This window comes from Aerococcus sp. 150760013-2 (assembly GCF_053627715.1).
In genome coordinates this window covers 61,903-74,796 of record NZ_JBSEYI010000005.1, presented here as the reverse complement: position 1 = coordinate 74,796, position 12,894 = coordinate 61,903, and the positions used below count along the sequence as shown (strand labels likewise).

The window sequence follows — 12,894 nt, the reverse complement described above, 5'->3', positions numbered from 1 at the left end:
TTGCAATGACTGTATACAAAAAAAGCTCACGGTACTTAACCCAGATTAGGGCAAGTACCGTGAACTTTTTGTTTGATGTATGAAAAAACTTGTTGCAAGTAGCATGATTCAGCACTATTTTGTCCGATCCTGGACTGAGGGTGGTGCCACTGCTTTTAAGGCTATGATAGGTAAAGAGACAGCCGACGACTGAAATCAATAAATCAATAAATCTATAATCAAAAAAAAGAGATTCTTATGAGTCTCCTTTTTTTGGTACCTGATGCGGTCTAATATGATAATGCTTAATAAAGGCTCTATAGAAGTTACTATAATCATTAAAGCCAGCTTTTTGCCATGACTCCGTGATAGACAAACCATTTTCAATCAGGGTATAGGCATAGCCCAACCGCAAGTCCAAGATGAATTGGTAAATGGTTGAATGGAAGTAAGGCTGAAATACTCGGTTGACAGTTGACGTTGAAATGTCGAACTTGTCTGCGATGTCTTGAAGGGTTAGGTCTTTTCGGTAGGAATCAACAATAAAATGTTTAATTTCGTAGGCTAAAATTTCTCTTTCAGACATCTCTAATCGGTTTTGGTTTGAAGCAGAAGAAAGTCGACACAATTCAAGGAATATGGTCGATACAATACTAAAGATCATTTTCTTTTGAATGTTATCTTCAGGTCGTTTCAATTCCAACTGTAATTGAATCAAAGTTTGTAGTAGATGTTGCCAAGTGACGAAAGAGAAACTGAAGACATGGGGTTCATCAAAAATGTGTTTAACTTCAGGCGTTTCCACAAAATCATTGGCAATGGCATCTAAGTAAGGTTCGCCTAGGGATAAAATATAGGCATATATTTTTTCTTCTGTTGGTTTGTGGTCGTCAACGTGAGGATCACAGTCTTTTTCCGGTAAGATTAACCGTCTCATAATCGGTTCAGGTAAGACAACAATTTGACGAACAGAGACGTCAATTTTCTTGTCGGCTAACTCAATAGAGAAGGGTCTAAGGGGAATCAAGAGTTCGTTTCGATGGAAAGAAGAACGATTATAAATGTCAACCATTTGCTGATCAACTTTTTTTAGTTTGATTCGAAATGGAGGTGTTCCAGTTGGCATAAATCAAAACTCCTATTTTACATATTCAATCTATCACTTATCAGCTGCAATAAAAGAAAGAGCGTGCACTCATAAGGTACACACCCTTTAATATACCACAATTTACTTCAAAATTGAAAAGACTATAGCAAATTCAATCGTTTCATTTCAGCTTCTAGTGCAGCCACTGTTTCCTCTTGGGCAGGGACTAGTGGTAGACGCACTGAACCTGTATCGAAACCAAGCATAGACATAGCTTTTTTGATTGGAATTGGATTTGGTTCACTGAATAAAATGTCGATTAACGGTTTAAAAGTCGTTTGAATTTCAGCCGCTTTTTTAAAGTCGCCATTTAAGGCATAATGAGTCATTTCATGTACTTGTTTTGGTGCAATGTTAGCCAAAACAGAAATCACCCCTTGGCCACCCAAACTCATTAATGGAATAACCGTATCGTCGTTTCCAGAGTACACATCAAAATCAGGACCAACGTGGTAACGCGCATCCACTGCATTGGCTAAATCACCAGTTGCATCTTTAATCGCGACAATGTTTTCGATATTTTTAAGTTCCGCCAATGTTTTTGGTGCAATAGACATACCTGTACGTCCTGGTACATCATATAAGATAATAGGCGTCGTTTTTACAGCATCTGCAATGGCACTATAATGCGCCAATAAACCAGCTTGGCTCGTTTTTAAATAATAAGGCGTTACAGAAAGAATAGCATCTGCACCTGCGGCTACACAGTCTTTCGTTAATTGGATTCCGTGGGCAGTATCATTAGACCCAGCACCAGCAATCACGGGCACACGGCCATTGACTTTTTCCACACAGAATTTTACTAATTCAACTTGTTCTTCGTCAGTTTGTGTTGAAGCTTCACCAGTTGTTCCGGCAACGACAATGGCATCTGTACCATTTTTAATTTGAAATTCAATCAACTCCGCAAACACATCGTAATTGATATTTTGTTCTAATGAATTATCGTAAGGGGTAACGATGGCTACCGCAGAACCTTTAAAAATTGTCATGAGAATCCTCCTATATTGTTCGCACTTTGTAATTGTCTTTATGAAAAAACGATCAGATAGCTTGAGTATAAAAAAAGGCAGACAAGAGCATCACTCTATGTCTACCTAGGAAAACGTGTCAAAAAATACTGATAGCATTCAATAACCCTAACAGTTTTTAATCCCTAGCATAAGACAAGCGCTCCTCACCTTAATGGGCATTAAGGTTTGACAGGGATAACCCTTTTAGGTATTACCCCCAACACAGAAAATCTGCATTTCGGCACAACCACCTTTCACCATCGGCTACTGATTGGTTGCGCATCCTCTATATCTATACTTTCTATTTGTATAATCGTTAGTTTAAAATTAACATGACTATCCACTAAAGGCAAGGATTAAATGAAAAAACTATTAGATTTCGAAAGCGTTATTTCATTTTCTTTTTCTTATTAGAGGTATATTCTCTGGGCAATCGTTGGCCTAAATTCGTCAAGACTTCATGGGCAATCGTTCCAGCATGACTAGCAACGTCCACTACATCAACAGTTTGGCCGCCATTTGTCCCGATTAAAGTCACCTTAGCGCCAACAGGCATCTCATGGGGTAGGCGAATAATCATCTGGTCCATACAGATCCGGCCCACACTCGGGCACCGCTCGCCGTCAACAATGGCATCCAAGCCCAAATAACTTCTTTGCCAGCCGTCCGCGTAGCCAATCGGTAAGGTAGCCACCCATTCATCCGCACCGGCCACATACTCAGCCCCGTAGGAAATCGTATCGCCCGCATGCATTTGTTTGACGTAGATAATTTCCGTCTCCAAAGTCAATGCTTGCTTGAAATCAACAGGTGACGCCACATCTTCCATACTTGGAATGGATCCGTATAAGCCCAGGCCAAGTCGCGCAGCATCCAAAGTTTTTTCCGGGTACCAAAGGCTTAAGGCAGAGTTTGATTGATGGAAAAGGGGGGTGTACCCTAATGCTGAGTAGTCCAATTGACCAAGCAAACCTTCAAAAAAGTCAGATTGGGCTTGAACCTTGTCCTTACCATGGTCAGTGAAGGAATCAGCGGTTGCATAGTGGGTAAAGACTGAAGCCAACTTAAATTTCTTCGGATGTTTGGCAATGTAATCAATGATTTTTTGCGCTTTTTCAGCAGATCGCACGCCAATCCGCCCCATCCCAGAATCCACTTTAAGGTGGACATTCAATCGATGAAGGCGAGAAAAGTCTTTATCGTGTTTCTTGGCGTATTTTAAATAGTCCAAGCTAGAGACTGTCACACCAATTTCTAAATTAGCTAAAAGCCAAGCATCGTCTGGATCAGTCAAACCTAAAATCATGATAGGGGCAATAATCCCAGCGTCTCTTAGTTCTAACGCTTCATCCGCAACTGCGACCGCAAAACCGTCCGCACCGCGAGATTGGAGGGCGTCAGCTATTTTGACGGCACCTAAACCATAGGCGTCAGCCTTAACAACTGCCATGACAGCTTTATTACCGATATGCTTTTTAATAGCGAAATAATTATGAATAATCGCATCTAGAGACACGCTGGCCTTACTAGGGCGATGATAACTAATGGTCATAGTTTAAACCTCTCTTTAATCACATGGATTGATCGAAATAGATAGGAAAGGGCGTTAATATCGCGCATTTCACTTCTCATTTATTATACCACGTGTGGGTGAAAACTCGAAAGAAGGGTCTCTAACTTAAGGAAAAGCTAAGTTAGTTCAACCCTAAGGTAACCTTAGTGGTCAGTTAAACGTCTTCAGAAGTAGAAATTTGTAGAAACTTCGGTACATGGCTATTGTAAATAAGGATCCAAGGAACAACTCGGTCTCTTGGAAGAATGTACTCGATTCCAACAGCGACAATGGCACCCAAGAAGGTATCTAATACCCGAAGTAGCGCATATACATATTGATTGTCCGCTGGAATATTGAAGACAATGACAAGGAAAGTGGCGCTACCACCAATAACCCCTTGTGGATTCTTAACTAGAAGGTTGGTTTGAATCGTAATTAAAATACCTAAACCGCCTAAAAGTGCAGTAATCAAATAATGGTCAGGCAATAAGTTATGTAAAAAAATAAAAACTAATGAGGCAAAAGCCCCACAAACAATGGCTAAGGTTCTGCGCAAACCAAAAGAAAGCGACGAAGTGACGTCAGCCCTTTGTGAAAATACCGCTGAAAGGGCAGCGATTTGTGGGTCAATAGAGATAAATGCTGAAATAAGAACAATCATAAAGACACTCAAAGAAGTCTTCAAGGTCCTCATACCAACGTGAAAATTTTGTTTCACTGAAATAAGCTCCTTTAATTAAGAGGGAAAGTTGAAAAATTCCCCTTCTCTACAATTTGAATTTTCTTGTAAATAGATTATACTAGGAATACTTGATGAAATGAACTAAATAATGAAGGTGGTGCACTAGGTGAAGCGGCAAACATATCGCCAAGCGAAAAAGGAGCTTGAACGCGAGAAGAAGAATAACCAAAAAAAATATGGAAAAAATTTTTCAGATGATATTAAATCCTTGGTCCCTGAGACGACACTCACACAGGATACTGCTGAATTTAACGTCGAAACGTTTGCGGAAACACCTTTGCCAAAAGAAACCTTCCAAGACTTAGACACCAATGAAATCTTCTTTGAAAGACAAAAACAGAAACAGTACTTTTGGTCAGGTTCAAGCAATCACTCACGCAAAGTACTGGTATGGATCATTCTAGCCCTCGCCATCCTAGCAGTAACCTTGCTCGGACCGCGCGTATTCGAATTCTTCCAAATGATCTTTAAGTAGAAAAGGTGCGACAGAAGTCGTTAAGAAATAAACCACTAGAATACAAGCAAAAGCTCCCTTCACTTGTCGTGTTGGGAGCTTTTTTGAAGCTTATATTTTTAATATTTGAAATCATAAAATGAAAAATAGGGCATTTGTGGCCTGGGTGGTCTGTATTAATTTGGACGTTCCTTGAAAAGTGAAGCCAAAGCCTTCTTTATTACGAAATATATCTAAATTACTACATAGGGTATATAAACATAGATCTAAAAAACACGACAACTGTCGTGTTTTTTAGTGTGTAATGTTTTATTTTGGTTGAATAATAATCATATCTTTGGTGAAGTGGTTCAAGTTTTCAGTGCGACCATCATGTGCAATCACTAAATCTTCAATACGAACGGCTGTATTACCAGTCAGGTAAATACCAGGTTCGATTGAGAAGATATTGCCATCTTTAATGGTATCTGTATTAGCTTTTGACACATCGCCTTTTTCATGAACTTCGCGTCCAATGAAATGCCCTAGTCGGTGGGTAAATTGGTCCCCGTATCCTTGGGCTGTGATGTAATCACGCGCTGCAGCATCCACATTTGCCAAAGTTTCGCCAACTTTGACCGCATCAATGCCACGTAAATTGGCTTCCAGTACGATGTCGTATACCCTTTTGGCCTCAGCACTAGGCTCACCGTAATAAACGGTACGGGTCATGTCGGAACAGTATCCTTCATGTTTACAGCCGATATCAATGACAATCGAATCACCGCGCTTCGGCAAGGTATGGTCAGATTCATGGTGTGGGTCAGCGCCGTTTGGACCGTAAGCGATAATGGGTTCGAATGAAAAGCCGGCATCTGCACCTTCTTCATCGTAAATGCGGGCTAATTCATCTACGGCAGCCAATTCGTCCAAACCAAGTGGTAAGACTTCTTCGATTAAACGAGCCATGGCACGGTCGTTAATATCTGAAGCTTTACGCATTTTTTCTTGTTCTTCAGCGGTTTTAATGGCTCTTTGGGCATCAACTAAGTCAGATCCTACTTCAAAAATGGCCTGGTTGTATGTTTTGGCGATGGCTAATAGTTGGTCAGCCCGCCACAATTTATCCACGCCGATTCGTAGTGGGGCGTCGGTTGCTGGAAAATCCGCTAGATTTGCGAAGGCTTCAACGATTGTATAGTTATCATCTACCCAAGTGACGTCAACTCCAGCTAATTCGTCGAACACAAATAGCTTGTTAGCAATAATTTGTGGATCTTTTTCCGGTTGGATAATTAATAACCAAAAACGTTCCATAGGGTCAAAAATGACACCGGTGTAGTAGTCGATGGATGCCTTGTCGCTAATGATTAGGGCATCTAGGTTGTGGTTTTTAACTTGTTGTTGAATGGTTTTTAGTCGGTTGCTATGTTCTTGATCCATATGTCCTCCATCTCGTCTTACAGATAGCCGTCAGAAGAATCTTCACTATATTTCTCTTCAGCTTCTGGATGTTCCTCAATATATTCCTCAAATTCACGTAAGGTCATACCATCATGGGCTTCAAGGAAGTCCTCGCGACGGTCTTTACGGTATTTGACCATTTTCTCTTTAAATATTTCACCAGTAGTTGGCGGTGTCCAAGAAACGGCGTTGGCGCCAGCTTCGATTACCTTACGAATGGTGTCTTCATTCTGACCACCGGTTGCGATAATCGGCACATCTGGGAAATCCCGGCGAATCCGTTCAACTATAGCGGCTGTTTCTTTGCCACCAGAGACGTTTAGGATATCCGCACCGGCAGAAATTCGTGCATCAATATCGTTATAGGCAGAGACAACTGTCGCTACAATTGGAGAGTCGACGGTGTGTTCAATATCTAGAATATTTTCTGCGGTCATCGGGGCATTCACCACAACCCCTTGAACGCCTGTTGCTTCGGCAAAAAGGGCAATATCTACGCTACGCTTACCCTGAGTTGTACCACCACCAACGCCAGCAAATACAGGTTGACTGGCTACTGATGTTACTGCTGAAATGATTGCAGGATGCGGGGAGAATGGGTAGACAGCTAAGACGGCATCCGCATTACAATATAGGATTGTGGCGACGTCAGTTGTAAAGACGAATGATTTCAAAGTTCGTCCAAACACGCGAATACCCGATGCTTCGTTAATAACTTCTGGCACCATCACCATATCGCTTCTAAATTGCGAAGAGATATTTTGAGAGCCGTTTTTTGGTTGATTCAACGTTATAACCTCCATTTAATTGATTGAATGGGTGTTTCAAATAGTTCTAGTCTTATTATAGTACTTATGTAAAAAGAATGACAATTCAAAATTTCGACAGGGCGTCATATCAAATAAAAAGCTGTTCAAATAATTCGATTATGAAATATAAATTAACATTGATATCGAAACATGTTAAGAAATCTATCAAAAAATTTGACACCTATTTAAGAAATGATTAGAATTATTTTATCTTTATGCAAAAATCCTGTTTACATTCTAGTTTATTGCAATTGTATTCAAAAGGAAAAATCAAATAAGAAGAGGTGCTATGATGATTACATTTGATCATGTTGAAAAATATTATGGTAAATTCCACGCGTTGAAAGACATAAATCTGAAGATAAATGAGGGTGAAGTTGTGACCTTAATTGGACCCTCTGGTTCTGGTAAATCAACTTTGATTCGGACGATAAATGCTTTAGAAAAGGTAGATTCAGGCCATTTAATTGTTGACGGGAAAGATATTACAGATCGCAACACTGACATCCGTCAAATTCGCCGCGACTGCGGTATGGTGTTCCAACACTTCGAATTATATCCTCACATGACCGTGTTAGAAAATGTGACATTGGCACCTTTAAAAGTCTTGAAGAAAACTGATAAAGATGCCCAAGATAGAGCAGAGCGTTTATTACAACGGGTAAATATGTGGGATAAACGTGACGCATACCCAAGTCAATTATCTGGTGGGCAAAAACAACGTGTTGCCATCGCACGTGGTCTAGCTATGCGTCCGAAAATGATGCTATTTGATGAACCAACTTCAGCCCTTGACCCAGAAATGGTTGGGGAAGTATTGGACCAAATGAAACGTATCGCTTTTGAGGATAACATGACTATGGTTGTTGTAACGCATGAGATGGGCTTTGCCAAGGAAGTATCGAATAGAACCATCTTTATGGCAGAAGGAGAAATTTTAGAAGACCGTCCATCGAAAGAGTTCTTCGAAGATCCTCATGATGAACGTGCCGTTCAATTCCTAAGCAAGATCTTAGTCTAATCACCAAGTCACGCTTAAGGAAAGAGGGGGATACTATGAAAAAACTATGGCGAATTGTTGCGCTAGTGGCTTTTGCTTTCTTGGCTACGGCCTGTACAAGCTCTGCTACAAGCCAACAGGATATTGCTGAGCGAATCGACAGCGAAGCCTACCCGGTCATCACTTGGGGGGTAAAAGTCGATACCAACTTATTTGGGAAATATAATATTGAAGGAAACCGTATCGAAGGTTTTGATATCGATATGGCGAAAGAAATTACTAAGCGTGTCGGTGGGGAAAATGCCGAAGCAGAATTTGTTGAGGTAACCTCCAAAACCCGCATTCCTTTACTGAAAAATGGGAACGTAGATGCTTTGATTGCCACCATGACCATCTCAGAAGAGCGGTTAAAACAAGTTGACTTTAGTCAAGTGTACTTTGACGCCGGGCAAGCCTTGATGGTACCTGAAGATTCTGATATTGAAAGTGTTGAAAGCTTGACGAGTGAACATACCGTTTTGGCAGTAAAAGGGTCTACATCAGCCCAACGAATTAAAGAAGCAGCGCCGGATGCGAATATCTTAGAGTTAGAAAACTACGCTGAAGCCTTCACGGCCTTAAAATCGGGTCAAGGAGACGCAATGACTACTGATAATGCAATTTTATTAGGGATCATTGAACAAAATCCGGGTTACAAAATTGCTGGCTCAACCTTTACAACAGAACCATATGGTATTGCCATCAACAAAGGTCAAGATGGCTTCTTAAATGAAGTAAACCAAGCCATTGATGACATGGTAGCTGATGGTACGTATCAAGAAATATATGCAAAATGGTTTGGTGACGATACTGAGTCATCAATTGCAGAGTAGGGAGGTTGAGCACATGTTTGAATTATTAACAAATTATTCTGATTTAATTATCGAAGGATTTATCAATACCTTGATTGCATCAGTGATCGCTCTGATTGCTTCCTTAATTCTTGGTGGTTTAATGGGGATTATCCAAACCTTAGATAATAAGGTTTTAGCTAAAATTGGGGATATATATGTAGAATTTTTCCGTAATATTCCTTTATTGATTATTGTAATGTTTTTCTATGTAGTTATTCCTTTATACGGGGTGGAAATTACCGGATTCCAATCAGGGATTATCGGTTTAACCCTTTACACATCTGCCTTTATCGCGGACGTTGTTCGTTCAGGGATTGATGCTGTACCTGAAGGTCAAAGAGAAGCAGCTATTTCACAAGGGATGACTTACAGACAAACGATGCAGTACGTGGTTTTACCACAAGCTGTGAAAATTGTGATTCCGCCATTGGGTAACCAATTTATCAACCTAGTGAAAAACTCTTCTATTCTAGCTATGGTAGCTGGGTTAGATTTAATGTATTACGGTGATTTAATTGCCAGTGAAACCTTTAATACTTTAGGGACTTACACAATGATCGCAGGTATTTACTTGATCATTACAGTACCTTTAACTTTATTAGTTTCATATATTGAAAAACGATTAGCACAACAGGACGTACGTTAGAAAGGAGCGGTAATAGATGGATTTTGCAGGTGCATTTCAATGGATGAATATCCAGTTTTTACTTGATGGTCTATGGGTTACGCTTCAAGTAACGTTTTACGCTATCATATTCTCGTTAATTTTAGGTGGTATTTTTGGGATAGTTCGTTTTATGGGGATTCCAATTTTATCTAAAGCTTTAGGGCTAGTTATTGATATTATTCGTAACTTACCTTTACTATTGATTATCTTCTTTACTTACTTTGCTTTGCCACAATTAGGGATTCGCTTAAATATTTTCTGGGCAGCAGTAGGGGCCTTGACCATATTTGAATCAGCCATGATTTCAGAAATTATTCGTGGTGGATTGAATGCTATTCCAAAAGGGCAGGCAGAAGCAGGTATTTCAACCGGTTTAACCCGTGTTCAAACCTTGGTATATATTTTATTACCACAAGCTGTGCGGTCAATGGCACCTTCGATTGTGTCGCAATTAATTGCTTTGATTAAGGATACATCGCTTGCGACAATTATTTCCTTACCGGAATTGACGCATAATGCGAAGATTATCTACAACCAAGATACAGCATATGTGATTCCAATGTTTGTGATCATGACCTTCCTATATTGGTTGGTATGTTATACCTTGTCTAAATTTTCAAAATACCTATCAAACCGACGTTCTAACAAGGCCACAGCAAAAGATGGCGCTTTGAAAACACCGGCATAGTACAATTCAAGCTGTTTGCTTTTGCTTTTTCTATCATGGCCTCTGAACCAGGGTGCTAAGACAGACAGCACTGGAAGAAGTCGTGATTTCAAAGGACCACAAGAATATGTGGGTTGATTGTAAGATAGGATATTTTTTAACATTGTGTCTAAATGGTTTCATGAAGCTGAACATAGGTTAGGGATTCAAAAAAATAAGTCTTTGTTCGATAATGTTTTAATATCAACTAGGGGTCGGGATTTTTTCTCGGCCTTTTTCTTTGCCCGTACAATGTGATAAATAAAGAAAAATGAAAAAACTATGATAAAATAACACTATCATGAAAATCGTGAAAATAAGGAGGTAGTCGCTTGGCTCAAGCAATGAACGCACAAAATAAACAGGGCGGGCTTTCGGGTTCTACCTTGAAATGGATTGCCATGGTCACCATGATTATTGACCACATGGGTGCAGCTATTTTACTGCCTTTATTAAATAGTGGGCAACTGGAAACCTTTGATTACTCCTTGGCTTATACAGCTTATACCAGCTTTCGGCTAATCGGGCGGATTGCTTTTCCGATATTTTGTTTCCTATTGATTGAAGGTTTCTTCCATACCTCTAATAAACAAAAATATGCTATAAGGTTAGGGATTTTTGCCTTGATATCGGAAATTCCTTTTAACCTAGCCATTAGCCAGCAATTTTTTGATTTGGCCTATCAAAATGTATTCTTTACCTTATTGTTGGGGCTATTAGCAATCTGGCTGGCCAGTATAATGAAATACCGCTGGCTAGGTATTATCCCTATCGTCTTATTAGCAATCGTAGCAGAGTATTTCAATACGGATTACGGCATGTTTGGTGTTATTTTAATTGGTGCCCTTTATGTCACCCGAGAGCAACGATTCATCCAATCCTTTGCTGGGGCGGTACTCGTGCTATGGGAAGTGACTGCGCCGATATCTTTTGTAATAACCTACTTCTACAATGGATTAAGGGGCCGTTACAACGCCAAATGGCTGTATTTGATTTACCCTACTCATCTGCTGATATTCGGCTTAATTGCCCGTTATTTCATCATTTAGCCCATTAATATAACACAAAAAATTTAAAATTTAGAAAAACTAGGAGAATAACATGTTAGATAAAATAGATTTCGCACAATATATACCACAAATGATCGAAGACATCCAAGGCTTGGTTCGCATCCCATCTATTCGCGATGATGAGGCGGCTACAACAGATGCCCCTTATGGACCTGAAGTCCGCAAAGCACTAGATTTTATGCACGATTTAGCTGTCCGTGACGACATGAAGGTTGGGGATGTTTACCCATATACCGTACACATGGAATCCCGAAATGCGGGGACTAACCACCGGGTGGATGTTGCTAGCCATATTGACGTCGTACCTGTAGGGGCCTTGTCAAATTGGACCAAAGAACCATTTGGCGCTGAAATTATCGACGGTCGTATGTATGGCCGCGGAACATCAGATATGAAACGGAATGCCGTTTTGTCATACTATGCCGTTAAAATCTTACAGGACTACCAAATTCCCTTAAAAAATACCATCCGTATCGTGATTGGGTCTGACGAAGAATCGGACATGACGGACATCCCACAATACGTTATCAAAGAAGGGGCACCTGACTTCGCCATCACACCAGACGGGCAATTCCCACTACAAATCGGGGAAAAAGGGGCCACAACATGGAACTTCAAGGGCGATTTAAAGTCAGATACCATCATTAAAAGTGTAGTCGGTGGGGCCGGGTCAAATGTAGTGCCATCAGAAGCGACATTTGTCATCGCTGATACCTTAAATCCTGGTTTAGAAGCTTATGCTAATAACAAACAATGGCCAATCGCTATCAAAGAAGAAAACGGGCAAACCATCCTAACTGTTTACGGAATTTCTGCCCACGCCTCAACGCCTGAAGCAGGGGACTCAGCGATCACCCGTGGCTTTGAAATCATCGCCAATACCTATTCAGATGACTTGGCCAACAAGTGGACACGCCTATTTCGTCCTTATGATGGGTCAGGATTTGATGTAGCCCGTAACCACGATATTATGGGCCCATTGACTTTAAACCAAGGCGTTATTGAGAAAACAGCAGACGGGCAAATTGCCTTTACCATCGATGTTCGTTACCCAACCAATATTACCGAACCAGAATTGACAGCCGCCTTCACCAAAGAATTCGCGGATATTCCATTTGTGAAATCCTTTGATACAGCACCAATTCTGTCTGACGTGAATTTACCAGCAAACCAATTATTGTTAAATACTTTCCACAAACATTTCCCAGACCACGCTATTGAACCTATTATCTCTGGTGGGGTATCATATAGTAAAGTAATGCCAAATTGCGTGTCATTTGGGATGAACTTCCAGCATGACGCACATGTAGCGCACCAAGCTGATGAATACATCGAAATGGATACATTAGAAAAACTATTAAAAATATATACAGATGCCTTTATCCAACTTGGTCAAGCAGATCAATTAGGATAGGG

Annotated in this window: 13 protein-coding genes and 1 riboswitch; of the genes, 7 read left to right on the top strand and 6 right to left on the bottom strand. The window is 40.4% G+C overall.

The genetic code is table 11. The features are described 5' to 3' along the window. Positions 1–235: 235 nt before the first annotated feature. The 4 genes from ACUW85_RS03790 to ACUW85_RS03775 form a co-directional block, all read right to left on the bottom strand. Positions 236–1,105, bottom strand: a complete 870-nt coding sequence (locus tag ACUW85_RS03790; protein WP_048726214.1) for a helix-turn-helix transcriptional regulator — start codon at positions 1,103–1,105, stop codon at positions 236–238. A 122-nt stretch (positions 1,106–1,227) separates the two neighbouring features. After that, positions 1,228–2,118, bottom strand: a complete 891-nt coding sequence (gene dapA / locus ACUW85_RS03785) for a 4-hydroxy-tetrahydrodipicolinate synthase (RefSeq protein ID WP_149314732.1) — start codon at positions 2,116–2,118, stop codon at positions 1,228–1,230. Positions 2,119–2,287: 169 nt separating this feature from the next. Beyond that, positions 2,288–2,436, bottom strand: a riboswitch (Lysine riboswitch). Positions 2,437–2,527: 91 nt separating this feature from the next. Next, positions 2,528–3,691, bottom strand: coding sequence for an alanine racemase (alr, locus tag ACUW85_RS03780; protein ID WP_149358144.1), 1,164 nt, complete (start codon positions 3,689–3,691; stop codon positions 2,528–2,530). Positions 3,692–3,866: 175 nt separating this feature from the next. Further along, positions 3,867–4,412 carry an FUSC family protein gene (locus ACUW85_RS03775; protein WP_149314734.1) on the bottom strand — a complete coding sequence of 182 codons (546 nt, stop codon included), beginning with the start codon at positions 4,410–4,412 and terminating at the stop codon, positions 3,867–3,869. A gap of 130 nt (positions 4,413–4,542) precedes the next feature. Here ACUW85_RS03775 and ACUW85_RS03770 point away from each other — a divergent pair, with 130 nt between their 5' ends. Continuing rightward, a complete protein-coding gene (locus tag ACUW85_RS03770) occupies positions 4,543–4,911 on the top strand; it encodes a hypothetical protein (RefSeq protein WP_149314735.1) in 369 nt (122 codons plus the stop codon). A gap of 288 nt (positions 4,912–5,199) precedes the next feature. On the opposite strand, the gene ACUW85_RS03765 is transcribed toward ACUW85_RS03770, so the two are convergent. Together ACUW85_RS03765 and ACUW85_RS03760 are read right to left on the bottom strand one after the other, a co-directional pair. After that, positions 5,200–6,312, bottom strand: a complete 1,113-nt coding sequence (locus ACUW85_RS03765; protein ID WP_149314736.1) for a M24 family metallopeptidase — start codon at positions 6,310–6,312, stop codon at positions 5,200–5,202. A 17-nt stretch (positions 6,313–6,329) separates the two neighbouring features. Beyond that, positions 6,330–7,121 (bottom strand): response regulator, encoded by a 792-nt coding sequence (locus ACUW85_RS03760; RefSeq protein WP_378102555.1) that lies wholly within the window; start codon positions 7,119–7,121, stop codon positions 6,330–6,332. 313 nt (positions 7,122–7,434) lie between these two features. On the opposite strand from ACUW85_RS03760, the gene ACUW85_RS03755 reads away from it, so the two are divergent. The 6 genes from ACUW85_RS03755 (at position 7,435) to ACUW85_RS03730 (ending at position 12,892) form a co-directional block, all read left to right on the top strand. Further along, complete coding sequence (locus ACUW85_RS03755) at positions 7,435–8,163, top strand: amino acid ABC transporter ATP-binding protein (protein WP_083069159.1); 729 nt, start codon at positions 7,435–7,437, stop codon at positions 8,161–8,163. 35 nt (positions 8,164–8,198) lie between these two features. After that, entirely contained in the window at positions 8,199–9,014 is an 816-nt protein-coding gene (locus tag ACUW85_RS03750; RefSeq protein WP_149256552.1) for a transporter substrate-binding domain-containing protein, read from the top strand. Positions 9,015–9,027: 13 nt separating this feature from the next. Then, positions 9,028–9,681: an amino acid ABC transporter permease gene (locus tag ACUW85_RS03745; RefSeq protein WP_182023252.1), complete on the top strand. Its 654-nt coding sequence runs from the start codon at positions 9,028–9,030 to the stop codon at positions 9,679–9,681. 16 nt (positions 9,682–9,697) lie between these two features. After that, a complete protein-coding gene (locus tag ACUW85_RS03740; protein WP_149256554.1) occupies positions 9,698–10,390 on the top strand; it encodes an amino acid ABC transporter permease in 693 nt (230 codons plus the stop codon). A gap of 350 nt (positions 10,391–10,740) precedes the next feature. After that, the gene (locus ACUW85_RS03735) at positions 10,741–11,457 is read left to right on the top strand and encodes a TraX family protein (protein ID WP_149256555.1); all 717 of its coding nucleotides are present in this window, start codon (positions 10,741–10,743) and stop codon (positions 11,455–11,457) included. A gap of 52 nt (positions 11,458–11,509) precedes the next feature. Continuing rightward, positions 11,510–12,892, top strand: coding sequence for a Sapep family Mn(2+)-dependent dipeptidase (locus ACUW85_RS03730; protein WP_182023251.1), 1,383 nt, complete (start codon positions 11,510–11,512; stop codon positions 12,890–12,892). Positions 12,893–12,894 lie beyond the last annotated feature (2 nt).